General features: G+C 64.5%; 26 protein-coding genes. 13 read left to right on the top strand and 13 right to left on the bottom strand.

The genetic code is table 11. From position 1 onward, the window contains the following. Positions 1 to 12 precede the first annotated feature (12 nt). Positions 13 to 1,785 carry an oxalyl-CoA decarboxylase gene (gene oxc, locus FIU89_RS03740; RefSeq protein ID WP_216647049.1) on the bottom strand — a complete coding sequence of 591 codons (1,773 nt, stop codon included), beginning with the start codon at positions 1,783 to 1,785 and terminating at the stop codon, positions 13 to 15. A gap of 57 nt (positions 1,786 to 1,842) precedes the next feature. Then, positions 1,843 to 2,550, bottom strand: coding sequence for a GntR family transcriptional regulator (locus FIU89_RS03735; protein ID WP_152491349.1), 708 nt, complete (start codon positions 2,548 to 2,550; stop codon positions 1,843 to 1,845). A 304-nt stretch (positions 2,551 to 2,854) separates the two neighbouring features. Here FIU89_RS03735 and FIU89_RS03730 point away from each other — a divergent pair, with 304 nt between their 5' ends. The 5 genes from FIU89_RS03730 (at position 2,855) to FIU89_RS03710 (ending at position 7,829) form a co-directional block, all read left to right on the top strand. Then, positions 2,855 to 3,391: a hydrolase gene (locus FIU89_RS03730; RefSeq protein ID WP_152491348.1), complete on the top strand. Its 537-nt coding sequence runs from the start codon at positions 2,855 to 2,857 to the stop codon at positions 3,389 to 3,391. 29 nt (positions 3,392 to 3,420) lie between these two features. Further along, the gene (sucC, locus tag FIU89_RS03725) at positions 3,421 to 4,614 is read left to right on the top strand and encodes an ADP-forming succinate--CoA ligase subunit beta (RefSeq protein ID WP_152491347.1); all 1,194 of its coding nucleotides are present in this window, start codon (positions 3,421 to 3,423) and stop codon (positions 4,612 to 4,614) included. 60 nt (positions 4,615 to 4,674) lie between these two features. Further along, entirely contained in the window at positions 4,675 to 5,559 is an 885-nt protein-coding gene (gene sucD / locus FIU89_RS03720) for a succinate--CoA ligase subunit alpha (protein WP_152491346.1), read from the top strand. 231 nt (positions 5,560 to 5,790) lie between these two features. Further along, on the top strand, positions 5,791 to 6,957 hold the full coding sequence (locus FIU89_RS03715; protein ID WP_152491345.1) for a succinate--CoA ligase subunit beta: 1,167 nt from the start codon (positions 5,791 to 5,793) through the stop codon (positions 6,955 to 6,957). After that, positions 6,957 to 7,829: a succinate--CoA ligase subunit alpha gene (locus tag FIU89_RS03710; protein WP_152491344.1), complete on the top strand. Its 873-nt coding sequence runs from the start codon at positions 6,957 to 6,959 to the stop codon at positions 7,827 to 7,829. Before FIU89_RS03715 ends, FIU89_RS03710 begins: the two co-directional genes overlap by 1 nt. A 121-nt stretch (positions 7,830 to 7,950) precedes the next feature. Here the strand turns inward: FIU89_RS03710 and FIU89_RS03705 are convergent, their stop codons facing one another. From FIU89_RS03705 to FIU89_RS03690, 4 genes are read right to left on the bottom strand one after another with little or no spacing between them, the layout of a single operon-like run. Beyond that, on the bottom strand, positions 7,951 to 8,700 hold the full coding sequence (locus FIU89_RS03705) for an amino acid ABC transporter ATP-binding protein (protein ID WP_152491343.1): 750 nt from the start codon (positions 8,698 to 8,700) through the stop codon (positions 7,951 to 7,953). 11 nt (positions 8,701 to 8,711) lie between these two features. Further along, on the bottom strand, positions 8,712 to 9,575 hold the full coding sequence (locus FIU89_RS03700) for an amino acid ABC transporter permease (RefSeq protein ID WP_152491342.1): 864 nt from the start codon (positions 9,573 to 9,575) through the stop codon (positions 8,712 to 8,714). 1 nt (position 9,576) lies between these two features. After that, positions 9,577 to 10,332, bottom strand: coding sequence for an amino acid ABC transporter permease (locus FIU89_RS03695; RefSeq protein ID WP_152491341.1), 756 nt, complete (start codon positions 10,330 to 10,332; stop codon positions 9,577 to 9,579). Between the two features lie 6 nt (positions 10,333 to 10,338). Then, on the bottom strand, positions 10,339 to 11,181 hold the full coding sequence (locus FIU89_RS03690; RefSeq protein ID WP_152491340.1) for a transporter substrate-binding domain-containing protein: 843 nt from the start codon (positions 11,179 to 11,181) through the stop codon (positions 10,339 to 10,341). 261 nt (positions 11,182 to 11,442) lie between these two features. On the opposite strand from FIU89_RS03690, the gene FIU89_RS03685 reads away from it, so the two are divergent. The 5 genes from FIU89_RS03685 to FIU89_RS03665 all read left to right on the top strand — a co-directional run bounded on the left by FIU89_RS03685 (position 11,443) and on the right by FIU89_RS03665 (position 16,023). After that, positions 11,443 to 12,711, top strand: coding sequence for an NAD(P)/FAD-dependent oxidoreductase (locus FIU89_RS03685; protein ID WP_152491339.1), 1,269 nt, complete (start codon positions 11,443 to 11,445; stop codon positions 12,709 to 12,711). A gap of 13 nt (positions 12,712 to 12,724) precedes the next feature. Further along, positions 12,725 to 13,879, top strand: coding sequence for an aromatic ring-hydroxylating dioxygenase subunit alpha (locus FIU89_RS03680; RefSeq protein WP_152491338.1), 1,155 nt, complete (start codon positions 12,725 to 12,727; stop codon positions 13,877 to 13,879). Between the two features lie 79 nt (positions 13,880 to 13,958). After that, on the top strand, positions 13,959 to 14,378 hold the full coding sequence (locus FIU89_RS03675; RefSeq protein WP_152491337.1) for a RidA family protein: 420 nt from the start codon (positions 13,959 to 13,961) through the stop codon (positions 14,376 to 14,378). Continuing rightward, positions 14,375 to 15,049 carry a DUF1028 domain-containing protein gene (locus tag FIU89_RS03670; RefSeq protein ID WP_152491336.1) on the top strand — a complete coding sequence of 225 codons (675 nt, stop codon included), beginning with the start codon at positions 14,375 to 14,377 and terminating at the stop codon, positions 15,047 to 15,049. The genes FIU89_RS03675 and FIU89_RS03670 overlap by 4 nt, the downstream gene beginning before the upstream one ends. A gap of 59 nt (positions 15,050 to 15,108) precedes the next feature. Further along, entirely contained in the window at positions 15,109 to 16,023 is a 915-nt protein-coding gene (locus FIU89_RS03665; RefSeq protein ID WP_152491335.1) for a LysR substrate-binding domain-containing protein, read from the top strand. A gap of 49 nt (positions 16,024 to 16,072) precedes the next feature. Here FIU89_RS03665 and argE read toward each other — a convergent pair whose 3' ends face one another. The 7 genes from argE to pedF all read right to left on the bottom strand — a co-directional run bounded on the left by argE (position 16,073) and on the right by pedF (position 22,821). Further along, on the bottom strand, positions 16,073 to 17,197 hold the full coding sequence (argE, locus tag FIU89_RS03660; RefSeq protein ID WP_152491334.1) for an acetylornithine deacetylase: 1,125 nt from the start codon (positions 17,195 to 17,197) through the stop codon (positions 16,073 to 16,075). A gap of 180 nt (positions 17,198 to 17,377) precedes the next feature. Next, positions 17,378 to 17,791 (bottom strand): hypothetical protein, encoded by a 414-nt coding sequence (locus FIU89_RS03655; RefSeq protein ID WP_152491333.1) that lies wholly within the window; start codon positions 17,789 to 17,791, stop codon positions 17,378 to 17,380. Next, positions 17,773 to 18,417 carry a pentapeptide repeat-containing protein gene (locus FIU89_RS03650; protein ID WP_152491332.1) on the bottom strand — a complete coding sequence of 215 codons (645 nt, stop codon included), beginning with the start codon at positions 18,415 to 18,417 and terminating at the stop codon, positions 17,773 to 17,775. The genes FIU89_RS03655 and FIU89_RS03650 overlap by 19 nt, the downstream gene beginning before the upstream one ends. A gap of 57 nt (positions 18,418 to 18,474) precedes the next feature. Further along, positions 18,475 to 20,349 carry a PQQ-dependent methanol/ethanol family dehydrogenase gene (locus FIU89_RS03645; RefSeq protein ID WP_302849004.1) on the bottom strand — a complete coding sequence of 625 codons (1,875 nt, stop codon included), beginning with the start codon at positions 20,347 to 20,349 and terminating at the stop codon, positions 18,475 to 18,477. 58 nt (positions 20,350 to 20,407) lie between these two features. Beyond that, complete coding sequence (locus FIU89_RS03640; protein WP_152491331.1) at positions 20,408 to 21,370, bottom strand: quinoprotein relay system zinc metallohydrolase 1; 963 nt, start codon at positions 21,368 to 21,370, stop codon at positions 20,408 to 20,410. Continuing rightward, positions 21,367 to 22,044: a quinoprotein dehydrogenase-associated SoxYZ-like carrier gene (locus FIU89_RS03635; protein WP_254701781.1), complete on the bottom strand. Its 678-nt coding sequence runs from the start codon at positions 22,042 to 22,044 to the stop codon at positions 21,367 to 21,369. The genes FIU89_RS03640 and FIU89_RS03635 overlap by 4 nt, the downstream gene beginning before the upstream one ends. A 108-nt stretch (positions 22,045 to 22,152) precedes the next feature. Then, a complete protein-coding gene (gene pedF, locus FIU89_RS03630; RefSeq protein WP_152491329.1) occupies positions 22,153 to 22,821 on the bottom strand; it encodes a cytochrome c-550 PedF in 669 nt (222 codons plus the stop codon). A 144-nt stretch (positions 22,822 to 22,965) separates the two neighbouring features. On the opposite strand from pedF, the gene FIU89_RS03625 reads away from it, so the two are divergent. The 3 genes from FIU89_RS03625 (at position 22,966) to FIU89_RS03615 (ending at position 25,605) form a co-directional block, all read left to right on the top strand. Further along, the gene (locus FIU89_RS03625; RefSeq protein ID WP_172978018.1) at positions 22,966 to 23,529 is read left to right on the top strand and encodes a rhodanese-like domain-containing protein; all 564 of its coding nucleotides are present in this window, start codon (positions 22,966 to 22,968) and stop codon (positions 23,527 to 23,529) included. Between the two features lie 70 nt (positions 23,530 to 23,599). Then, the gene (locus FIU89_RS03620) at positions 23,600 to 24,313 is read left to right on the top strand and encodes a response regulator transcription factor (protein WP_152491327.1); all 714 of its coding nucleotides are present in this window, start codon (positions 23,600 to 23,602) and stop codon (positions 24,311 to 24,313) included. A 5-nt stretch (positions 24,314 to 24,318) separates the two neighbouring features. Next, entirely contained in the window at positions 24,319 to 25,605 is a 1,287-nt protein-coding gene (locus tag FIU89_RS03615; RefSeq protein WP_368373277.1) for an FIST N-terminal domain-containing protein, read from the top strand. Positions 25,606 to 25,607: the final 2 nt, after the last annotated feature.

Raw genomic sequence — 25,607 nt, 5'->3', positions numbered from 1 at the left:
GTTCTCTCCCGCTCAGATGTTCTTGGCTTGGGGGTAACGGTTCTGCGCCACCACCGAAGACGGGTTCAGGTTGCCGATGTTGCCGCTTTCCTTGCCGGCATCCTCGGCGATGATGGCGTTGATCAGGGTGGGCTTGCGGCTTGCAAACGCCTCCTTGATCGCCTGGCGCAGTTCGTCGGGGTTGTTGGCGGTCACGCCGACCCCACCGAAGGCCTGCATCATCAATTCGTACTTGCTGTCCTTGACGAACACCGTGGTCGAGGGATCTTCGCCGCCGGACCAGTTTTCGCCGTCACCGCGATAGATGCCGTTGTTGTTCATGATCACGATGCAGACGGGCAGGTTGTAGCGGCAGACCGTCTCGATCTCCATTCCGCAGAAACCGAACGCGCTGTCGCCTTCGACCGCGAGGACCTGGTTGCCGGTTTCCACTGCGGCGGCGATGGCTGAGCCCATGCCGATTCCCATGATGCCCCAGGTGCCCACGTCCAGACGCTTGCGGGGCTTGTGGATGTCGACGATCGAGCGGCACTGGTCCAGCGCGTTGGCGCCTTCGTTGACCAGAACCGTATCCGGGTTCTCGGCTATCAAATCCTTGATGACGCCCAGAGAGCCTTGGTAGTCCATCGGCGAGTTGTTGTTCTTCAGCCGAGGGGCCATCCGTTCGATATTGGCCTCGACCTTGGAGCGCACGGCCCCGGTCCAGTCCTTGGACGGTTTTTCCCAGTTGCCGCGGATCTTTTCCAGCAGCGCGCCGGCACAGCTGCCGATATCACCGATCAGGGGGGCCGCGATGGGCTGGTTGCTGTCCATCTCGCTGGGTTCGATGTCGATCTGGACGAATTGCTTCGCGCCCTTCTCGCCCCAGGCCTTGCCCTGTCCGTGGCTGAGCAGCCAGTTCAGGCGCGCGCCGATCAGGAAGACGCAGTCGCTTTCCTTCAACACAAGAGAGCGGGCCGCCGAGGCGCATTGCGGATGCGTGTCGGGCAACAGGCCCTTGGCCATGGACATCGGCAGGTAGGGGAAACCGAGCGTTTCCACCAGTTCCTTCACCTGCTCGTCCGCCTGTGCATAGGCCGCGCCCTTGCCGATGATGATCAGCGGCTTTTTGGCGTTTTTCATGACGTCCAGCGCGCGATCCACCGCCGCGGGGCTGGGAACACTGGCGGGGGACGGATCCACGACCTTGATCAAGGACTTGCTGCCCTCGACCTCGTCCATCACCTGCCCGAGAAGGGCACCGGGCACGTCCAGATAGACACCGCCGGGACGGCCCGTCAGGGCGGCGCGGACGGCCCGGGCGACACCGAGGCCGATATCCTCGGCGTGCAGGATACGATAGGCAGCCTTGGCATGGGGTCGCGCGATGGCCAGCTGGTCCATCTCTTCGTAGTCGCCCCGCTGCAGGTCGACGATCTCACGCTCGGACGACCCCGAGATCAGGATCATCGGCCAGCAATTTGTGGTGGCGTGGGCAAGCGCGGTCAGGCCGTTCAGGAAGCCGGGCGCCGATACTGTCATGCAGACGCCGGGTTTCTTGGTCAGGAAACCGGCGGCAGCGGCCGCATAGCCTGCGTGTTGTTCGTGGCGGAAGGACAGCACGCGCATACCCTGTGCCTGCGCGTAGCGTCCGAGGTCGGTGATCGGGATCCCCGGCACGTTGTAGATCGTCTCGACGCCGTTCAGCTTCAGCGCGTCGATAAGAAGATGAAACCCGTCGGTCAACGTTTCCGGAGCCGTGTCGGCCCGCGCGACGAGGTCATCGGTCATCTGGGTCATGCCCATGGTCTTCCTCCCTGTTCGGGGCCCCGTTCCGGCCCCTATCCTATTGCTCATTCCCTGTTAGCTGGCCTTGGCGCCTCCCGCGCCGACAGCCAGTTCGAAATTGCTCCATGTGCGACTGACGTGGGTGTGCAACCGCATGGTGTGCTCTCGGACGAGACGTTCGGACAGATCGGCATCCCGTGCCTCGATCGCCTCGATGATTTCTGCGTGATCGACGACCGACCGCCGCACGCGGTTGCCCTCGCCCATCGCCCGGACGCGCACCGCGTTCATGTGCAGAAAGAGGCCATCGGCCATCTTCCGCAGCATCGTGCAGCGCGAAATCTCGAGGATGCGCTGGTGAAAGCGGATGTTGTCGTCGGAATATTCCGAGATGCGCGTGTCGGCGAGCTCGTCGTTGTACTTGGCCGCGATGGTGCGCAGGCTGGCGATTTCGCGGTCCGTCGCGTGTTCGCAGGCCAGCCGCGCGGCCATGCTTTCCAGCGCGGCCCAGGCAACGATCATGTCCAGGATGTCGTCCAGGCTCTTGCGCTGCACGAAGACACCCTTGCGCGGCTGAACCTCGACCAGGCCGTCACGCTCCAGACGGGCCACGGCCTCGCGCAGGGGTGTCCGGGACACGCCCAGCTGCTCAGCCAGGTTGCGCTCGTCAAGGCGCAGATCGGTCGCGGCATCGTAGATGTTCATCTCGGTGATCGCAGTCCGAAGCATTTCGTAGACGTGGTCCTTCAGCGTGAAGTTCGAAGGCACAGGTTTCAGCTTCATGCGCCCTCTCCGATCTCAAGTTGCGCGGCGTCATTTGCGACGTTGGTATACCATACACAGCATACCTATCTCGACAAACGGTTTTTCCGTTTTGCATGAAAATTCAGCGAAATCAGGCCGATTTTTAGCTGATTTTTTTTCGATATAATTTTGATTTTATTGTGTTTTTGGATTTCGAAAAAAATCTGCCCGATCCATCAGTACAAGTTAGCGAATACCGAAACCTCGCAGGTTGCGATAAGGAGATATTGCTGGTATCTGGTATTCCACACGGTGGCAGCACCGAGCCAGAAAGGACCTGTTTTTGCTTATCCGCGCCGACGAATCAGCCCTCATCGTCATCGACATGCAAGAGCGCCTCGTCCCCGCGATGCAGGCTCCGGCCCGGACGATTCGCAACACAAGGACGCTGTGCGCCGGGGCGCGCGAGATGAACATTCCCATCGTGATGACCGAACAATATCCCAAGGGCCTTGGCAAGACCGTGCCAGAGCTGCAGACGCCGGACGCCACAGTGCTGCCGAAAATGCATTTCTCCTGCATGGAAGACGAGGGATTCGCCGCGCATTTCCGCAGCCTGGATCGCAAGCAGGCGGTTATCGCGGGGATGGAGGCGCATATCTGCGTGGTCCAGACCGCCGCCAGCCTGATCGAGGACGGCTACGAGGTTTTCGTCGTGTCCGACGCCACCGCCTCGCGTACGCTGGAAAGCGAGGCGGCCTGCATCGCCCGCCTGAGCGCCTGTGGCGCCGGCATCGTGACCACGGAAATGGTGGTGTTCGAGTGGCTCGGCCGCGCCGGGACGCCAGAATTCAAGAACTTGTTGCATCTCATCAAGTAGACAAAAGCATCGGGAGGAGCTTTGAGACTATGAACATCCATGAATACCAGGCGAAGGCCTTGCTGCGCTCTTACGGGGCGCCTGTATCGGACGGGCGTGTCGTGTTGCGCGCGGAGGAGGCGAAGACGGCGGCGGGCGAGCTTGACGGTCCCGTCTGGGTGGTCAAGGCGCAGATCCATGCCGGCGGCCGCGGCAAGGGCAGCTTCAAGGAGGAAGGCGCCGGCGACAAGGGCGGCGTGCGGATCACCAAGTCGGTGTCCGAGGCCGCCGAGGAAGCCAAGAAGATGCTGGGCCGCACGCTGGTGACCAAGCAGACCGGCGACGCCGGCAAGCAGGTGGGCCGGATCTATATCGAGGAAGGCGCGGCCATCGCCAAGGAATTCTACCTGGCGCTCCTGGTCGACCGGGTGACCTCCCGCGTCAGCTTCGTCGCCTCCACCGAGGGCGGCATGGATATCGAGGAAGTGGCCGAGAAGACGCCCGAGAAGATCCTCAGCCTGAGCGTCGATCCCGCCACCGGCTACCAGCCGTTTCATGGCCGCCGCATCGCCTTCATGCTCGAGCTCGAGGGCGCGGCGGTGAAGCAATGCGTCAAGCTGATGGGCACGCTTTACCAGATGTTCCTGGAAAAGGACATGGAGATGCTCGAGATCAACCCGCTGATCCTGACCGAGAGCAACGAGCTGAAGTGTCTCGACGCCAAGATGGGTTTCGATTCCAACGCGGTCTACCGCCATTCCGACATCGCCGAGCTGCGCGACACCACGGAAGAAGACCCCAAGGAGCTGGAGGCGTCGAAATACGACCTCAACTACATCGCGCTGGATGGCGAGATCGGCTGCATGGTCAACGGCGCGGGGCTGGCGATGGCGACGATGGACATCATCAAGCTCTACGGCGCCGAGCCCGCCAACTTCCTCGACGTGGGCGGCGGCGCCACCAAGGACAAGGTGACCGAGGCGTTCAAGATCATCACCTCCGACCCGCAGGTGAAGGGCATCCTGGTGAACATCTTCGGCGGCATCATGCGCTGCGACGTGATCGCCGAGGGCGTGGTCGCCGCCGTCAAGGAAGTCGGGCTTCAGGTCCCGCTGGTGGTCCGGCTCGAAGGCACGAACGTGGAGAAAGGCAAGGAGATCATCAACACCTCCGGCCTCGACGTGATCGCCGCCGACGACCTCAAGGACGGCGCCCAGAAGATCGTCAAAGCCGTCAAGGGCTGAGCCTCGTAGGGTGGGTTTTTAACCCACCTTTCCCAAGATTGAATTAAGGAGAACGCCACAATGGCCGTCCTCGTCGACAAGAACACCAAAGTCATCTGCCAGGGCCTGACCGGGTCGCAAGGCACCTTCCACACCGAGCAGGCGATCGCCTATGGCACGCAAATGGTCGGGGGCGTCACCCCCGGCAAGGGCGGCCAGACGCATCTCGACCTGCCGGTCTTCAACTCGGTCCACGAAGCGATGCACGAGACCGGCGCCAACGCCTCGGTCATCTACGTGCCGCCGCCCTTCGCCGCGGATTCGATCCTCGAGGCCATCGACGCCGAGATCCCCCTCATCGTCTGCATCACCGAAGGCATCCCGGTTCTGGACATGATGCGCGTCAAACGCGCACTCGAAGGCAGCAGCTCTGTCCTCATCGGCCCCAACTGCCCCGGCATCATCACGCCCGACGCCTGCAAGATCGGCATCATGCCCGGCCACATCCACAAGCGCGGCTCGGTCGGCGTGGTCTCGCGCTCCGGCACGCTCACATACGAGGCCGTGAAGCAGACGTCGGATGTGGGCCTCGGCCAGTCCACCTGCGTCGGCATCGGCGGCGACCCGATCAAGGGGACCGAGCATATCGACGTGCTGGAATGGTTCCTTGCCGATGACGAGACGGAATCGATCATCATGATCGGCGAGATCGGCGGCAGCGCCGAGGAAGACGCCGCACAGTTCCTGAAAGACGAGGCCAAGAAAGGCCGCTCCAAGCCCTGCGCCGGCTTCATCGCCGGACGCACCGCCCCTCCGGGCCGCCGCATGGGCCACGCCGGCGCCATCGTCGCCGGCGGCAAGGGCGGCGCCGACGACAAGATCGAAGCGATGAAATCCGCCGGCATCACCGTCGCCGAATCCCCCGCGGGACTGGGCGAGGCGGTGTTGAAGGCGATCGGAAAATGACCTGTAGGGTGGGGGTCCACCCCACCCGTTCTTCCGCAGCGGCGGGATGAAATCCCGCCCTACGGTCAACCCCAACGAGGGAGGTTCGCCACGCGGATCGGATTGATACATTTGTATCTCCCCAAGGGGGCTGGCGCCATGGGCGAACACACCGCATAATCACCTCATTGACATGGCTTTTGTTCTTGGTATACCAAACACCAAGAAGCCATCGCAGAGGGGAGGCCGCGCATGCTGCTTGCAGAGTACCAGTCCAAGGAGTTGCTGGCCCAGTACGGCATGTCCGTGCCGCCCGGCAAGATGGCCTGCACCGCCGACGAGGCCGAGGCCGCCTGCGCCAACATCCCCACGCGCAAGTTCGTCGTAAAGGCGCAGATCACGTCCGGTGCCCGCGGGCTGGCGGGCGGCATCAAGTTCGCTGCCACCGCCTCTGCCGTCCGGGACGAGGCGGCCAAGCTTTTGGGAAAGCAACTGGTCACGCACCAGACCGGCGCCACCGGCGAGACGGTCCATGCCGTCTATGTCGAGGCCGACGTCAAGCATGACGCCCAGTATTACATCGCCTTCGCGCTAGATCCCGACACAGGCGCGCCGCTGCTCGTCGCCTCCCCCGATGGCGGGGTTGAGTTCGAGCAGAAGGCGCAGATGAACGCCAGCGAGGTCGCCAAGCACAGCCTGACCGGCACGCCCGACGCCGATCGTGCCGGGCTGACGGAGTTCCTTTCGGGCATCGGGATGACGGACGAGAAGGCGGTCGAGCAATTGCTGTCGGCCTGCGAGGCCTTCATCGAGAACGACATGGCCCTGCTGGAGATCAACCCGTTCGTGCGCACGCCCGACGGCGCATGGATGGCGATCGACGCCAAGGTCGCGCTGGACGCCAGCGCCGCCTTCCGGCACCCGGAATGGGACTCGATGGTGTCGGGCGAGGGTCTGCCCGCGGTGGAGACCACCGCGCAGAAGAGCAATATCAACTTCGTCAAGTTGACCGGCAACCTGGGCGTCGTGGTCAACGGCGCGGGGCTGGGCCTGGCCACCAACGACATGATCATCGACGCGGGCGGCAAGCCTGCCAACTTTATGGATATCCGCACCACGGCCACCAGCATGGACATCGCCCGCGGCGTGGAACTGTTGCTTCAGGAACCATCTGTCACCGCCATCCTGCTGAACGTGCACGGCGGCGGCATGACCGTCTGCGACACTGTCGCCGAAGGCGTCAACTTCGCCTATTCGCGCAACAAGGGCAGCAAGCCCGTGATCGCGCGGCTGGCGGGACAGAACGCGGAATGGGGCCAGCGCATCCTGGTCGACCGCAAGGTCCCGGTCGAGATTTGCAGCACCATGTCCGAGGCCGTCAACCGCGCGGTCGAAATCGCATCCAAGGGGGCACGCTGATGGCCATTCTCGTCGACGAAAACACGCGCCTTCTGGTGCAGGGCATGACGGGCCGCGCCGGGACCTTCTATACTGATCAGGCGATGCGCTATGGCACGAACTGTGTCGCCGGCGTGCGTCCGGGCCGCGGCGGCACCTCTCACCTGGGGCTGCCCGTCTTTCATACCTGCGCCGAGGCGGTCAAGGAAACGCAGGCCAATGCCAGCCTCGTCACCGTGCCGGCCCCCAAGGCGGCGGAAGCGATGATCGAGGCGATAGAGGCCGAGATCGGCGTCGTCGTCTGCATCACCGAACGCGTGCCGCAGCATGATATGCGCCGGGTGAAAGACGCGCTCAAAGGGTCCGACGCGGTCCTGATCGGCCCCAACAGCCAGGGCATCCTGACACCCGGCCAGTGCAAGATCGGCGTGATGCCGACCGTCGACGCCAAGCCCGGCCAGATCGGCATCGCCTCGCGCTCGGCCTCGCTGACCTCCGAGGTTCTGGCCAATTGCAGCGCCGCGAACCTGGGGCAGTCGACCACGGTCGGCGTCGGCGGCGACGTGCTGCACGGGATCGGCTTCGTCGGCTGCCTGGAACGGTTCCGCGAGGATGACGACACCAAGGCAGTCGTCCTGATCGGCGAGATGGGCGGACGCGAGGAAGAACTGGCCGCCGAATACCTGTCTTCGGTCGATTACGGCAAACCCGTGGTGGGGCTGGTGGTCGGACGCCACGCGCCTGTCGGGCGCCGTATGGGGCACGCGGGCACGCTTTCGGTCTTCGGGAACCTCTCGGCGGACGAAAAGATCTCGCTTCTGCGCGACGCGGGCGTCGTCATCGCCAAGGATGCCGGCGACGTGGTCGACACCGTGACGTCCTGCCTGTCCTGAGCGCCGTCACGCGTCCGGGTCTCTCGTGCCCCGGCAGGTGAACGGGCCGCGCGCGCGTGCGCCGCTGGTTTGACGCCATCGAGACCGGTCCTGCCGCCATGGCCGCACCCCCCTGCCCGGCTCAGAGGATCTGGCTGAGAAACTCTTTCGTCCGAGGATCGCTGGCCTGGTCGAAAAAGGACGATGGCGGTCCATGCTCGACGATGACGCCCCGGTCCGTGAAATAGACCTGGTCGGCCACCTCGCGGGCGAACCCCATTTCATGCGTCACCAGGATGCAAGTCATCCCGTCGGCGGCCAGTTCCTTGATCGTGACCAAAACCTCCTTCACCGTTTCCGGGTCGAGCGCGGCGGTCACCTCGTCGAACAGCATCACCTCGGGGCGCATGGCGAGCGCCCGGGCGATTGCGACACGTTGCTGCTGACCGCCGGACAATTCGCCGGGATAGGCGTCTTCCTTGCCCTCGAGCCGGACCTTCCGCAACAGGCCACGGGCGCGTTCGCGCACCGTCTCCCGGTCCTCGCGCAGCACCTTGAGCGGCGCCATCATGATGTTTTCCAGCGCCGTTTTGTGGGGAAAGAGGTTGTACTGCTGAAACACGATCCCGACCTCGCGGCGCAGCGCCAGCGTGTCGAGCCTGGCATCGTTCACCTCGATCCCGCCCACGGTGATCGAGCCCGAGTCGATCGGGTTCAGCGCATTGATGCAGCGGATCAGCGTCGACTTGCCCGATCCGGACGGACCGATGATGCAGATCACCTCGCCGCGGTGAACGGTCAGCGACACGCCCTTGATCACCTCCAGATCGCCGAAGGACTTGTGGACGTCCGTCATGACGACAATCGGCTCTCCCAGTTGATGTTCGGTCATTGGAAAGCTCCTTAGAATTTCACCGACACGCGCCGTTCCAGCCAGATGGTCAAACGTGCGATCGGGTAGCAATAGGCGAAGAACAGCACCAGGGCGAAGCCGTAGAACGGCACCAGCAGTTCCGGCTGGTTGTCCTCGGCGCTCATCGCCTGGCGGCTGAGGGTGATGATCTCCTCGACCCCCAGCAGCGAACAGAGCGGCGTTGCCATGGTCAGGATGGCGTACCAGTTCATCCAGGGCGGGATCATCCGCTTGAAGCACTGCGGCAGGATGATCTCGTAGAGGATCTGCCGCCGGGTGAAGCCCAGCGAATCCGCAGCTTCCCACTGACCCGACGGCACGGACAACACCGCCCCCCGGACGATTTCCGAGATGTTGGCCATCACCGGCAGGGACAGTCCGAAGACCGCTTTCATCCAGGCCGGAATACGGACCGTCTGACCAAAGAGGTTCAGCTCGTAGGGCAGCGCCAGTAACACGATGAAGAGCAGCACCAGCCAGGGGGAATTGCGGAAAAGCTGCGTGACGAACCACGCCAGTTTCCGCACCACGCCGACCCGGGATATCTGGCCCAGCCCCAGCATCACGCCCAGCGTCGTGCCGATCAGCATCGAGAACAAGGAGATCACGATGTTGAACAGAAACCCCTGGGTGACGAGAAACGGCATCCAGCGCCAGAGCGCCGCGAAGGCATCGGTCATCGCCATTCCCGACTGCGCCAGCGCCGCGGTTGGCCAGAGCAGCATCAGCACGGCCACCCAGCGCAGCCGGATGCCCGCCAGCCAGCGGGTGTGATAGAACGCATCGTAGGGCGCGCCTTCCATTCGGAAGGGCTTGAGCACCGGCAGGTCGGTCTTGTCGAAGGTCACGGCCATGTCAGGTGCTTCCGTATCCGGGGATCTTCAGGCGGCGTTCCCAGCGGTTCATCCCCATCACCAGGATGCCCACCAGCCCGATATAGGCCACGAACAGAAGCAGCATCGTCGGGTATTGCGCCGACGGGTAATCCGACCAGATCGAAACGCTTTCATACAGCAGTTCCGGCACCGCGATGGCGTAGGCCTGCGTGGTCGTCTTGACCAGGTTCACCAGGTTGTTGTTCAGCGCCGGCAGGCAGATGCGCAGGCTGAGCGGGAAGACAACGTAGGAAAACGTCTGCGTGCGCGTGAAGCCCAGCGATTCCGAGGCTTCGACCGTGCTGTCCGGCACCGCCTCCAGCCCCGCGCGGAAGATCTCGACATTGAAGGCGCCCGCGAAGAATGACAGCGAGATGATCGCCCAGCCCACGTTCGAGATGATCGGCACCTCGAGCCAGCCATCGGGGCTGTAGGACGGCGTAAACTGGCCCAGCGCGAAATAGAAGAACAGCAGCTGAACCATCGGCGGCGTGTTGCGGAAGAACTGGATGTACCCCTGCACGCAGGCCCGGCCAAAACGGTTCTTCACCCCCAGCAGCCAGACGCCCACGACCCCGATGATGACCGAGAAGATCACGCAGGCCACCGACAGCCATACGGTATAGTACAGGCCGGAAAGGATCCGGCCTGCTTGTCGTTCGTCGTAGAGCCAAATGAAATTCCAGCGCGGGTATTCGGCCGCGAGGTCCTGGAAATAACCCGCGATGTCGACCATGCAGGCTTACTCTTCGGCCAGGTGGTCGGCCATCTTCTCGGACATGGTCTGAAGGTATTGCGTCGGCTTGATGCCCCACTTCTCCTCCAGCTCGATCAGCGTGCCGTCGCGGTGCCAGTTGTACTGCACACCCGACATGAAGTTGCCGAAGATGCAATCCTCTTCTGCCTTGGGCACGGCAAGGCCCCAGGGCGCGTCGTCTTCGGACGCCAGCGGCATCTCGAAATCGTCCCAGTTGCCCGAGGCGATGTCGGACCCGATCGAGCTGTCGTCATAGACGAACGCCACGCATTTCTTGTCGCGCAGCGCCTGCTTGGCTTCGGCCGTGCCCGAGAACGCCACCACTTCGATGTCGTAACGGTCCTCGACGATCTTGTTGTAGAACGCCCCCTGGATGCCGCAGACGGGCTTGCCCGAAAGATCGCTCCACTCGGTGAATTCCAGCGCCTTGGGTGCCATCACGTTCGTGCCCGAGGTATAGTAATTGGGGCCGACGATGCCCACGATCTCGCGCCGGTCGGGGCGGTCGGTCATGGTGGCGATCATCAGGTCGATCTGGCCTTGTTCAAGAAACTGCATCCGGTTCGAGGACACGACCGGCACCAGTTCCAGCTCGACGCCCATCTTGTCGGCCACGTCCTGCGCCATGTCCACTTCCATTCCGACGACATTGCCGTCGCTGTCGCGAAAACCCCAGGGCTTGTAGTCGGCCTTGACGCCCACGGTCAGCGTGCCGCGTTCCATCACCTTCTTCCAGGTCTCGTTGGTGCAGTCCTGCGCGGTGGCGGTGCTTGCGATGGCGCCCAGCGCGGCGCTGCCGAGAATCGCCCTCATGATCCGTTTCGTCATAACAGTCTCCCCATTGGTGTTTTAAGATTGGTTAATGCCGGCAGCTTGGTGCGTCCCTCGCGTTGCGTCAACCACTCCCCTTCCAACGACCCCATGGTCTTTGCCCGCTGCAACCTTTTCAGGCAAACCAAAGGCTTGCCCGCACATCCCCGCCTCAGGCATCTTGCTTAGGCACATCCTAACCAGGCCTAAGGGACGTTTTTCTTTCGCGGCTGCCAGGGTCGTGGCACCACTGTGCAACCCCTTTGCGAAAGGCACGACATGACGGACTATATCGACACACTCGTGGTCGGCGCCGGTCAGGCCGGGATCGCCATGAGCGAACATCTCGGCCGCAACGGCATCCCGCATCTGGTCCTGGAAAAGCACCGCATCGCCGAGGCGTGGCGCACGCGACGCTGGGATTCGCTGGTGGCGAACGGCCCGGCCTGGCACGATCGGTTCCCCAACATGAAATTCACGGCCTCGCACCCCGAAGCCTTTCCGCCCAAGGAAGAGGTGGCCGGTTACATGGCCGATTACGCAAGGATGATCGACGCCCCCATCCGCACCGGCGTCGAGGTCACCCGGCTGGAGCGCAACGAAGGCCGCCCCGGCTTTACCGTGACCACCTCGGACGGCGTGATCGAGGCCGGTTCGGTCGTGGCCGCCACCGGCGCGTTCCAGCACCCCGTGATCCCCGACATCGTCCCGGCCAGCGCGGGCGTGACGCAAGTGCACTCCGCCGAGTACCGCAACCCCGAGGCCCTGCCCGAGGGCGCGGTGCTGGTGGTGGGTGCCGGGTCCTCCGGCGGGCAGATCGCCGACGAGTTGCAACGCGCGGGCCGCAAGGTATTCCTTTGCGTCGGGCCGCATGACCGCCCGCCGCGCATGTACCGGGGCCGCGATTATTGCTGGTGGCTGGGCGTTCTCGGCCTGTGGGACATCCCCGCCAAGGCGCCCGGCACCGAGCATGTGACGATTTCGGTCAGCGGCGCAGAGGGCGGCAAGACGGTGGACTTCCGCAAGCTGGCCCACCAAGGCATGACGCTTCTGGGCCGCGCCAACGACTTCAAAGACGGCAAGCTGATCATCGGAGACGACCTGCAGGCCAACATGAAGGCGGGCGACGATTACTACATCGACCTGCTCGACCAGTGCGACGCCTATGCCGCGCGCCACGGCCTCGACCTGCCGGAGGAGCCGCAAGCGCGGGAATTCCTGCCCGACCCCGACTGCCTGACCAACCCGGTCCGCACGCTGGACCTTGCAGCCGAAGGCATCGGCACCATCATCTGGGCCACCGGCTATCGCCAGGATTTCTCTTGGATGAAGGTCGACACGTTCGACGCCAAGGGCGCGCCAATTCACAATCGCGGGGTGTCGCAAGAGCCGGGCATCTATTTCCTCGGCCTGCCATGGCAATCGCGGCGCGGCTCGACCTTTATCTGGGGGGTGTGGCACGATGCGGCGCATGTCGCCGACCAGATCGCGATCCAGCGCACCTACCGCGACTATCGCCCGATGCCCAGTGCCGCCGCAGCCGAATGACCGGAGCCACAACATGACCCTCGCCAGGCCCATCGCCAACCCAATTGACGCCCTGCGCGCCAATGTCTCGGCGCCGTTCGAGCAGGCCCGCGCCATGCCGCCCGAGGTCTACAAGACCGATGCGTTCCTGCAGGCCGAGATCGAGCATATCTTCCGCAAGGAATGGTTCTGCGTCGGCCGGGCCGACGCCCTCACCAAGCCGGGCGACTACGTCACCTGCGAGCTGGCCGACCAGCCAGTCATCGTCCTGCGCGACCGCGAGGGCGGCCTGAAGGCGTTCTCGAATGTCTGCCGCCACCGCATGTCCACGCTTCTGCATGGCCGCGGGCATACGAAATCCATCGTCTGCCCGTACCACGCCTGGACCTACAATCTCGACGGATCGCTGCGCGGCGCGCCCGCCATGTCCGGCAATTCCGGCTTCTGCAAATCCGATTACGCCCTGCCCCAGATCCGCTGCGAGGAATGGCTGGGCTGGGTCTTCATCACCCTGAACCCGGAGGCCGAGCCTGTCGCCTCCCGCCTGTCGGAACTGGAGCGCATGATCGCCGGCTACGACATGACCAACTACACCGAGACCTTTTTCGAGGAACATGTCTGGGACACGAACTGGAAGGTGCTGGCCGAGAATTTCATGGAAAGTTACCACCTGCCGGTCTGCCACGCGGGCACCATCGGGGGCCTGTCGAAGCTGGAAGAGATGGTCTGCCCTCCGGGTCACGACGCGTTCAACTATCACACGATCCTCAAGGACGACTCCCTGCGCATCGCCATGGCGCACCCGAGCAACACGCGCCTGGCGGGCGACGAGCGTCGAATGACCTATCTGATCGCAGTCTATCCCAGCCTGATGATCACGCTTACGCCGGGCTATTTCTGGTATCTCAGCCTGCATCCCAAGGGGCCGTCGCGGGTAAGCATCCGCTTCGGCGGCGGCATGTCGAACGACTATGCCGGCGACGCCGAGGCGGAACAGAACCTGGCGGACCTTAAGGCCCTGCTGGACGACGTGAATGTCGAGGATCGCGGTTGTACCGAGAAGGTCTATCGCGGGCTTTGCGCCGACGGGGCCGAGCCGGGGCACCTGTCGCATCTCGAACGGCCCAATTTCGATTTCGCGCAATACCTGATGAACCGGATCGACCCGAGCTTCACGCCGAAACTCTAGCGCCTCGGGCAGGCAAGCCCCTGACAGGCCCGCGCGTTTCGGCTATGGCCGACCCATCATTCGTAACGGAGCAGCCCGCATGGCCCACACCCGCATCCGCAAGTTCAACACCTCGGATACCTACCCCGAACAGAATCTCGACAACGACCTCTGCCAGGCCGTGGTGACCGAAGGCTCCGGCAAGATCGTCTGGCTGCGCGGCCAATGCCCGCAGAACCTGGATGACGCCCGGAACATCGACAGTCACGACCCGGTCGAACAGACCCACAAGGTGATGCAGAACATCCGCCAGTTGATCGAGGAAGCGGGCGGCGACATGAGCCATCTGGTCAAGGTCGTGGTCTATATCACCGATGTCCGCCACCGCGAGGCGGTCTACCGGACCATGGGCGAATACATCAAGGGCGTGCACCCGGTATCCACCGGGCTGGTGGTGCAGGCGCTGGCGCGGCCCGAATGGCTGGTCGAGATCGACGGCACGGCAGTGATCCCGGCATGACCTTTTCCCTCGTCGCCCGCTGTGCCGAGACCGGCATGTTCGGCATCGCCATCTCGTCCTCGTCACCCGCCGTCGCGGCGCGCTGTTCCTACGCACGGGCCGGTGTCGGCGCCGTCGCCTCTCAGAACGTGACCGACCCGACGCTTGGACCCCTGACGCTCGACCTGATGGAAAGCGGGTTCTCCGCGCCCGACGCCATCGCAGAGGTGCAAAAGCGCGGCGCCTTCATCGAGTACCGTCAGGTACTGGCCGTCGACGCGCAAGGCCGCACCGCGATCCATTCCGGCCCCAACTCGCTGGGCATCTGGACCCAGGCCGAAGGGCCCGACGTGGCCTCGGGCGGCAATCTTCTGGTCAACGAGGACGTCCCCGCCGCCATCGTCGCGGGCTTCATTGAGGCCAGGGGCCATATCGGCGACCGCCTGCTGGCGGCGATGCGGGCCGGGCTTGCGGCAGGGGGCGAGGCCGGGCCGGTGCATTCGGCGGGCATGAAGATCGTGGACCGCGTCGCCTGGCCGGTGGCCGACCTGCGCTGCGACTGGACAGAGGACTGCCCGATCGAGGCCATCGCCGCCGCCTGGGCCGTCTACAAGCCGCAGATCGACGCCTATGTGCAACGCGCGCTCGACCCGCGCGAGGCGCCGTCCTACGGCGTGCCCGGCGACGATTGAGGCACTGGACGACGACCCGCGAAAACGCCACCATGGCCGGACCCAGCAAGAGCCCGCCCATGCCCCTCAGGTTCACCCTGCGCCAGTTGGAATATTTCGTCACCGCCGGGGAAAGCGGCAGCATCGCCGCGGCCAGCCAGAAGCTGAACGTGTCCTCGCCGTCGATTTCCGCCGCCATTTCCCAGCTCGAGGCAGAGCTTGGCCTGTCGCTGTTCGTGCGTCAGCACGCCCAGGGGTTGCGCCTGACCGAGGCGGGCCGCACCCTTTCGGCACAGGCGCAGACGGTGCTGAGCGAGGCGACCGAACTCACCCGCCTCGCTGGCGCCGTGTCTGGTACAGTGCAGGGGCCGCTGCGCGTCGGCTGCCTTGTGACCTTCGCCCAGATCGTCCTGCCCAGCCTGCGCCGCAGCTTCGAGGCCCGCTATCCCGATGTCCGCATGAGCCAAGTCGAACTGACCCAAAGCGACATCTTCGCGGGCCTGCGCCGGGGCGAGATCGACCTGGCCCTGACCTATGACATGACCCTGCCTGCCGACCTTGAATTTCATCCGATCCGCGACCTCGCGCCGTTTGTCCTTCTGCCCCCGGACCACCCGCTTGCGGGGCGAGACAGCCTCACGGTGCGCGACCTTGCTCCGCATCCGATGGTCTTGCTGGACCTGCCGATGAGCGCCGATTACTTTCTGGCCTTCTTCACCCGCGCCGACTTGCGCCCCACCATTGCCGAGCGGACCCGAGACATGGCCGTGATGCGCAGTCTCGTCGCCAACGGTTTCGGCTATTCCATCGCCAACTTCCGGCCGCTCAATACCACCGCGCCCGATGGCAAGCCTCTCAGCTTCGTCCCGCTGACGAGCGATATCGCACCCATGGCGATGGGGGTGCTGGGCTTGCAGGGGCTGACGAACAGCCGGACCAGCGCCGCGTTTCTCGACCATTGCCGGGCCGAACTGCCCGCCGCCGACGGTTCGTGAGGAAACGGACGGCCGGGACAGCCGCGGCCCTGCCTGACGCCCCCACGTGTCACGCTGCGCAGCGCCGGGCGAAGCTCAGGATCATCGCGTGGCACGCCTCCAGTTCCGCGACCGTCAGGTATTCCTCGGGTCGATGCGCGCGCGCCATGTCGCCGGGGCCGCAGATGATCGACGGGATCCCCGCTTGCTGGAACAACCCCGCTTCGGTGCCGAAACTCACGGCCGCGACCGGGGTTCGCCCCGAGACCTCCGCCATCATGCCGGCCAGCGGGTCGCCGGCCTCCAGCGCGAGGGGCGGATAGGTCGACAGCCACGTGGCCTCGACACCGGCGGTTTCCGCCGCGGCCAGGACCGGCGCCAGAAGCGCCCGAGGATCGGCGCCCGCGATGGCGCGGGCCTCGACCTCCGCCTCGGCGCGCTCGGGAATGATGTTCAGCGCCTGCCCCCCCGCGATGGTGCCCACCTGAAGGCTGGACCACGGCGGCGCGAAACGGTCGTCCCGCGGGGCGTCCTCCTGCAATGCGCGGGCCTGAGCTTCGGCCGCGGCCAGAACCGGCAGTAGCTTGTGAATCGCGTTCTCGCCCAGATCCGGGCGCGCACTGTGGCCCGCCCGCCCCGTCGCACAAAGCCGCAACGCGGCCTTGCCCTTGTGGGCCAGCACCGGCACGAGGCCCGTGGGTTCACCGACGATGCAGCCAAGCGGCGGCGCGCACAATTCGGGCAACGCCTCGATCAGGTGCGGCACGCCGCGACACCCGGCCTCTTCATCGTAGGACAGCGCGATATGTATCGGCACCTCCGGGGCCAGCGACGCCATGTCCGGTGCGGCCGAAAGCACCGCTGCGACGAACCCTTTCATGTCGCAGGCCCCCCGCCCGATCAGCCGCTCCCCCGCGTGGCGCAGCGTGAAAGGGTCGGCCTGCCATTCCGGCTCTTCGGCCGGAACCACGTCGACATGGCCGGACAGGACATAGCCAGGCCGTTCCGCGTCTCCGATCGTGGCGAATAGATTGGCGCGGTCGCCTTCCGGCCCGGTGAGAACACGGCAGGCGATGCCATGCCCTTCCAGCCAGTCGGCCACCGCCTCGATCAGCGACAGGTTCGGCCGGCCGACAACGCTGTCATATTCGACAAGTGCTGTGAGCGTATCCCGCGGCGTTCGTGAAAACGGCATGGTCCGGATGCCTCCTTTTGCAGGGCGAAGCAAAGACATGCCAAATCCGGGCGCAAAGCGAAAGGGCCCGCCGCATCTCCGCGCCCGGCGCATGGCTTCGAGGGTGGCAAGGGACGAGCGACAGTCCCGACAGCCGTCTTCACAGCATTGACCGTCGTCATGCGGCGCCGGGTCGTGCGGTCAACGCGCCCGTCGAACGCGGATTTTCCATTGCCCGGTCGCGTTGACCTGGACGTGGTAACGCCCCGGCATCTCGATCAGGTAAGATCCTTCGCCCTTGCCGCCCCTGTGCAGGTTCTGCACCACCTCGTCGCGCTCATTCAGCAGATAGACCACCATCACCGCGTCGCTGCTTTCGAAGGTCATAAGGCGCGGCGCGACCACGTCGAATTGCGGCGTCACCCCGCTGCCCGACCCGGTGAACTCCTCGGCATCCTCCGCCGCGGCCAGTTCGTCGAAACACGTCAATCGCCTGGCGTCGGACGGGATGTCACGGCAGGCATTCAGGCCGGCCGCAACAGGGGCGGCCAAGACCTGGGACGGGGCAAGCCAGCCAATGATCAGGGCGCACGCGCCTACCAGTCGACCGGACATCCCTTGCAGTTCTCCATATGCGCGCCTTCCCAGATCGCAAACCGGATGTTGTTGTCCTCCATCACGGCCCCGGCAAGGTCGGCATTGTAGAATTTCGTTTCCTGCAGGTTCGACGCCCGGATCGTGGCGCCGACCAGCCGGACTTTCGGCGCCCAGGACGCCTCCATCGAGACCGCGGTCAGGTTCGCCCCTTGAAGCTGGGCACCGGCCAGGCGGGAAAAGTCCAGGTTCGCGCCGGTAAAGTCGGCGTCGGTCGCCGTCATCCCCTGCATGAAGGATTTCGTCAGGACCGCACCGCGCAGGTCGGCACCGGAAAAATCCACTCCCTTCAGCACGGAGTCCGACAGGTCGGCACGCGTCAACTTGGCGCCGCGCAGATTCGCTCCGTTCAGCTGCACGCCCCGAAGATCGGCATGGGACAGGTCGACCCCCGGACAGTCCGCACCGGGCTCTAGCGTACAGTTGCCGATCACCAGCGGACCTTCGCGCGGCTCGTCCGTGTCCACGATCACGGGATAGTCCCGCGCGCCCGGTTCCAATGGCGTGTCAAAGCAGGTCTCGGCGGAGGCGGCGGCGGCGATCGCCAGGGGCAGGACCCAAACCGCACAAAAGCTGGCCTTCAGCATTCACTCTCTCCTTGAACAAAGTGAAGGGCGGCATCATGCCGCCCTTCCTTGTTTGCCTTACTGTGCGCTCGCAAGAAGTTCGTCGGGCACCTCGAAGACCCAGAACGATCCCCCCTGGCTGACCTGCGTGGTCAGAGTGGCCATGTCACCACCCCAGAGAGGAACCGCACCGCCATATCCCGACGCGATACCGAGATACTGCTTTCCGTCCATCTCCCATGTGATGGGCTGCGAAATCACGCCGGACCCTGTGTTGAACTCCCACAGTTGCTCGCCGGTCTCGGAATGGAAGCCTTTGACGTAGCCGTCAGAAGTGCCGGTGAAGACCACATCGCCTGCCGTCGCCAGCACGCCGGCCCAGAGCGGGAACTCCTCGTTATGCTCCCAGACCTTCTTGCCGGTCGCCGGATCATAGGCCCGCAGCGTGCCGATGTGATCATCGTAAAGCCGCTTGATACGGAACCCCTGCCCCAGGTAAGCCGCGCCAGCCTGGTAGGTGATGTTCTCGGTCCAGTAATCCTCGGTCCAGTTGTTCGCCGGCACGTAGAAGAGGCCGGTTTCCTGGCTGTAGGCCATGGGGTTCCAGTTCTTGCCCCCGAGGAAGGGCGGCGTCACCTGGATCGTGGCGCCCTTGGTTTCACCCTCCGCGGGTAGCGGCGGGCGTTGCCCCTCCACTTCGATCGGTCGCCCGGTCTCCAGGTCGATGCCCGTGGCCCAGGTGATGTCGTCGACAAACGGGAACGCATTCAGAAGCGCGGTCGGCCGGTTGATCTTTTCGCCTTCGCGATCCGACAGCGCATCGATGTCGGTCACGTAGAAGAACCCGTTGCGGTCGGCATGGGCACCGGCCCGGTGGGTGTTGCCCTCGGCATCGGTGTAGTCGAACAGGATGATCTCGTTATTGCCGGAGAAGTCCCAGGCATCGTTGGGCGTATGCTGGTAGAAGCCGACGACTTCACCATCCGTCGGGTTCACATAGGCCTGCCCCGAGGTATAGAGAGAGTCGAAGTCCTGGTAGTTGTCGCCTTCCGAACGCTCCCACGTGTTCCACGGCGCGGGGTTTCCGGTGCCCACGATGATCGTGTTTGTCACCGGGTCGAAGCTCGCGGATTGCCACGGGGCGCCGCCACCGTGATACCAGGCTTCCTTCTTGTCGCTTCCATCCTCGTTCATCGGCCAGGACGGCGCGTCCGCGTCGCCGGTCGTGGTGCTTTCGGCCCCGGCCAGACGGCCCTTGTGACCCTCGACAAAGGGCCGCATCCAGATTTCCTCGCCGGTTTCGGGATCTCTGGCGAACAGTTTGCCGACCACGCCGAATTCGTCTCCGGACGAGCCGTGGATCAGCATGACGCGGTCGGTCTCCTTGTCCTTGATGATCGTCGGAGCACCTGTCATCGTGTAGCCGATCTTGTGGTCGCCGAACTTTTCGCGCCAGACCACTTTGCCGGTGTCCTTGTTCAGCGCGTAGATGCTGGCGTCGAGCGCCCCGAAATAGACCTTGTCACCGTAGATCGCGACGCCGCGGTTGATCACGTCGCAACAGGGACGGATATCGTCGGGCAGACGCGCCTCGAATTTCCACAGGCGTTCGCCCGTTTTCGCATCCAGCGCCCAGACGCGGGAATACGACCCGGTGATGTAGATCACGCCGTCATGCACAACCGCCTGGCTTTCCTGCCCGCGCTGCTTTTCATCGCCGAACGAGAACGCCCATGCAGGGCGCAGGTGCTTGACCGTATCGGCGTTGATCTGATCCAGCGTGGACCACCGCTGGGCATTGCTGCCCATGCCGTACATCAGCACGTCATCGGTGGTTTCGTGGTCGTTGAGGATATCCTCCCAGGTCACCTTGCTGGTCTCCGCTGCCGCAAGGTTGGCGGCGGCAGCCAAGGCCAGGACGCTGGCCCCCGTCATTTTCAAGAGATTCTTCACTTCTTTTCCTCCTCCGTCGAAGTTGTCGAACGGTGTGTCCACATCCGTCCGGGTTGGCTCAGGCCCCGCCGACCACCGGCAGGGCCTCGCTTTCGTACTCTGTCCACCGCTGCACGACGCTGCGGTGGTATTCCTCGGGGTTGGCGCCCATTGCCGCGAATTCCGGCATCGGCCCTGCCAGGATCGCCTCCATCGGCGACAGCCCCCGTGTGACGGCCCGCTTCATGCGGTCGTCAAAACCTTCAAGATAGGCGCGGGTCTGCGCCAACGCGGCGCCGGTACGGTCAAGCGGCCCATGACCAGGCACCACCCCTGCGGGGTTCAGGTCGGCTAGGCGCTCCAGCGCCCGTTTCCACGCAGCAATGTCAGCGTCCGGAAGGCTCGGCGCACGGTCGAGGAAAAGAAGATCGCCCGCGACAAGCGTGCCGGTCTCTTCATCGAGAATCGCAAGATCGGCCCCCGTATGACCGGCCTCTCCGATCAACCGCAGCGCGCGGCCGCCGATAACGACGGGGCCCGGCGCAACGGCTTGCGCCGGCGGATGCGGCGCGGTGCCCGTCATCCAGTTTCCAAGAATGGCATAGAGCGCCGTCGCATAATCCGCCCCGTTCGCCTCGGCGGCAGCCTTGCTGTCCGCCAGCGCCTTTATGGGACGGTCGGTGAAGGCCTGGTTGCCCAGCCAGTGATCGGGATGATGGTGTGTGTTGAAGACCGCCGCGACGCCCCCCAGCCTCTGATCCGCGAATGCCCGCAGCGCGGCGCCGAACCGGGCGGTCGATCCGGTGTCGACGATCACCGCACCGGCGTCCGTCTCCAGAAGCACGATGTTGCAGATCGCCCCGCCATTGGCGGCGTCCAGGCTCTCTTGCGCGCCTTCGATCATCCAGACACCCCCGGCAACCTCGAAGGGGTTCAGCGCATAGGTTGAGGCCGCCCGCGCGGGCCGGACAAGGGAAGACGCCGCAGCAATCGCGACACCGCCCAGCAGGACCTGGCGGCGACTTGGGGCGCGCCGGGTCACGACTGTGCCTCCACCCGACCCTCAAAGCGGTAGCCGAGATTGTCGCGGGCCGTTATCGTCACCGGCCGCCGTGCAAGAGCGGCAGGCAGCAGAAACGTCAGTGCCGGGTTTTCCTCCACCGGCTCGTGCAGCTCCAGCCGTGCAATCGTTTCACCGTCGCCCGAGGCCAGTTCAAGTTCGGTCAGATGATGCGCGGCGATGCCCGGTGCAAGGCCGGTATCCATCGGGTGCCGCAGCGACACCCGCAGGCGTCCCGTGTCCGGCCAAAGCCGCGCCCGGATCTCGCCCAGGCGCTCCTGCCAGTCGGGACGTGCATGGGCCGCAGCCGGCGCCGTGCAGCCCCCGCCCATCGCGGCGACATAGGTGGCACCCATCGCCCAACTGCCGTCTTCGCGCTCCACCGATGCGCGCAAGGCGCTGCCGGTCTCGTATTTCACGCCAAAGCCGAGCAGCGGCAACGCCCTGCCCGGGTGAAAGGTCAGCACCAGCGGGATCGGGCTGTAGTCGATCGTCACCACGATCCGCCGTACCTGGCCCTCGATGCCGGTCGCATCCACGATCAGCGGAACATGCGCGGCGTCTTCGGCCGCACTCGGTGCCAACGTCAGGACAGCCGCGTCCTGCTGCCAATCTCGCGGCCCCCCAAGGTATTCTTCCCGGTGCAAAGGCCACATACCGCTGTCGAACGGATCGGATCTGCCCCCGGCCCGGGCCGTCGGCACGGCGCCTGAAATCGGCCCCCCGGGAAGAAGGTGAGACAGCAGCGAGGACATCGACGTGCTTCAGTTCCGCAGGACGGATTGCAGCGCCTCGATCGCCGCATCCGGGTTCGGCGTGTCGCGCTTGAGCATTTGCGCCGCCTCGTCCAGTGCCGTGACCGAGCGCGGCGCACCGGACAAGGGCTCGAAACTGGCCCCTGCCTGCTCAAGCTCGTCGGCAAGCGACGCCGCAGCCTCGGCATCGTCCTTCACTTCCACCAGCTTGCCGTGCATCGCCTTCAGCTCGTCCTGCCGGTCAACCATTTCCTGGTCGTCGGGCCGGGTCTCGACATATGTGCGGATGGCCCAGATCGCTTCCTGGCTCAGAATGTCGGCGAAGGGCGGCATCTTGACCGCGCCGTTCTGCTCGTACCCGTTCAGCACACGGTCCAGGTACCATTCGTCGCCCCAATCATTGGCTTCGAGAAATCGCAGATCCGGCGCCAGCCCGCCCGAGATCGCCTCCAGCCCATGGCAGCGCGCGCAATTGCTGTTGAACCCTTTCGCGCCGATCTCGACGGCTTTGAACAGCACGTCGGGCTCGGCCTCGCGCCACGGGTTTTCCGACGCCATTTCTTCGGGCAGTTCGGGCAGTCCGGTGGTGTCGACGGCTTGCGGCGCGGCGTCGCCATGCGCAAGGGCCATGGCCCCCAGGCCGGCGAACATGGCGGCGGTCGAAAGCTTGCGCTTCATAACGTATCCTCCCAGGTCAAATCCTTCAGCCTGCATTGTGGCGAAGTGCCGGCCCCGCGAAATTGGCGAAACGTCGATGGAAAGGGCCCACCCCTAGACCTTGGTCGAATGGCCCGGGTAGACGAAAACGAGGACCATCGTCGGATGCGAATTTCGAAAACCATCGGTACATTGCTGATCCCGATCCTCATGGCCGGCCCGGCCACGGCCGAGCCCCTGTTCGACCCGGTCACCGGCCTCCGCATCGCCGCCTATCGCGCGCCTGTGCCTGAAAAGGTGCCGGGCGGCGAAACCGTCGGCACCTCCGAGGTCGTTGCGTTGGCGAAGAAAGGCGCGCTGCTGGTCGACGTGCGAGCGGCGCCCGGGCACAGGATCGACGATGACGGGCGCTGGATCGTTGCCGAACGGCACGAAACGCTCGCCGATGCGGTCTGGCTGCCGGAAACCGGCCATGGACGGCTGTCGCCCGCAATGGCCGCCTACCTGCGCCGCTCCCTTGCCCGCTGCACCGGCGGGAACACGGATCATCCCATCGTGATCTTCTGCCGAAACGACTGCTGGATGAGCTGGAATGCGGTTCAGCACGCCGCGGGAATGGGGTACACTCGGATCTATTGGTATCCCGGCGGGGTCGATGAATGGCAAGACATGGCCCACCCCACGACAGAAGCCCGCCCGCTGGCGGTTTCGGCCTCGACATGCTCGTGACCCGCGCGCTCTCCGGCGGCGCGGACAGGTGTCGCGATCAGGCTTTTGGACGCTGCGGGGGTGCCTTGGCATGACACAACTCGAAAACCAGGCCGCCACCGGCGCGGATCGCCCTGTCAAAGACCCCAGGACCATTTCCTCGGCCCTAATCGTCGAGGATCACCCTCTGTTCTGCGATGCACTCATGCTGACACTTCAGCTTGTGGCCGACATCCACAGCGTTCGGACCGCCCACAGCATCGCCGACTGCCTTGCCGCCCTGGAGTCCGGCGCACGGCCCGATGTCATCCTGCTGGATCTCAACCTGCCCGATTCCGACGGGCTGGACAGCCTCTTGCGGGTCAGAAACGCGGCAGGTGAGGCCGATATCCTGATCGTGTCGTCCATCACCGACAGCAAGATCATCGGCGCGGCCATCGAGGTCGGCGCGGCCGGCTATGTGCCCAAGCACAGTCAACGCGCGGTGTTCCAGGCGGCCCTGCGGACGATCTCGGAAGGCCGGACATTCCTGCCCGAGGGCTTCATCGTCAATGTCTCCAAATGTCCCGGCGACGAGCCTACGCCGTTGGAACGATTGCAAAACCTGACCGAGCAGCAAGCCCGTATCCTGAGGCTTATCTGCCAGGGCAAGCTGAACAAGCAGATCGCCTTCGATCTTTCGATCAGCGAAGCGACGGTCAAGGCCCATGTCACCGTGATGATGCGCAAGCTGGGGGTTCAAAACCGCACGCAGGCCGTTCTGATCGCGCAGACCGCGAAGTTTGACAACCTGTCTGCCTCGTGACGTAATTGACCAGCCCTGACGCGGGGGCCACAAGCAAGACTAGGCAAGAGATGGACGAAAAGAACGGGAGGTCGTCCGCTCATGGGGAGGAAGGTGCGCTCGAAGCGGTTCGGGCGCGGCCTGGCTCATCTGAAGCGGCATCGCAGGCGCTGTCTCGGGCAGCCCGGCAGGGCGATTCGCTGATGCGGTCCGCCCATGTCGCATCCGATGCGCCCGACGCGGTCACGCAGCTTTTGCATAACCTTGGTGACGATCTCGCGCTTGCCATCCTGTTCGTCTCGCCCCGCGCGGATTTTTCCGCCGTGATGGATGAAGCAAACCTTCTGTTTGCGGGCACGCAGGTCCTGGGGTGCACCACCGCCGGCGAAATCGCCGGCGGCTATGTCGAGGACGGCATCGTCGGAATCGGCCTGCCGCAAAGCCATTTCGAGGCCAGTGTCGTTACCATCGAGAACCTCGACGAGATCGCACCCACAGCCCTGATCGAGCACATGATTCGGACCCGCCGGGACCTGGAAAAAGACAGTTCCGATTTCGAGAACGAATTCGCATTTCTTCTGGTCGACGGCACATCCCTGCGCGAGGACGCGCTGATGAACGTGCTGGCCCGTGGGCTCGGACCTGTACCGCTGTTCGGAGGCTCCGCCGGGGATGGCACGCGGTTCAGGCAAAGCCTGCTCTACTGCGATGGAAAGGTGCAGAAGAACGCCGCACTGCTGACCTTCTTGCGGACCCGCTGCCCCATCAAGGTGTTCAGCTTCAATCACCTCGACCCCGCCGATCAACGCATGGTCGTCACCCGTGCCAACGCCGCCGCGCGCCGCGTGCAAGAGATCAACGCCGCCCCCGCCGCGCGGGAATACGCGCGCATCCTCGGCAAGGATCAGACCCAGCTCGACCCGTTCACCTTTGCAGCCCATCCGCTCGTCGTGCGCATCGGCGGCCGGTATCACGTGCGGTCCATCCAGCGGGTCGACGGCGACGACCTGATCTTCTTTTCCGCAATAGACGAAGGCGTTGTCCTGACCCTGGCCGAACCGCGCGAGATCGCGCAGACCCTCGCCGAAGACTTCGAAACCCTGAACCACGGGGGCCGGCTGGACAGCATTCTGGCCTGCGATTGCATCCTGCGCCGGATCGAAGCCCACCAGAAACAGCGCAGCCTTGCCGTTTCGAAGGTTCTCCGGCGCAACCGCGTCGTCGGCTTTTCCACCTACGGCGAACAGTTCGGCGCCATGCATGTCAACCTCACCATGACCGGCGTTGCGATCTACGCGCCCGAGGACGACTGACG

The sequence above is a fragment of the Roseovarius sp. THAF27 genome (assembly GCF_009363655.1).
In the GTDB taxonomy this organism is placed as follows: Bacteria; Pseudomonadota; Alphaproteobacteria; order Rhodobacterales; family Rhodobacteraceae; genus Roseovarius.
Note: the sequence above shows the minus strand (reverse complement) of the source record. Positions and strands in the feature narration are given on the sequence as shown.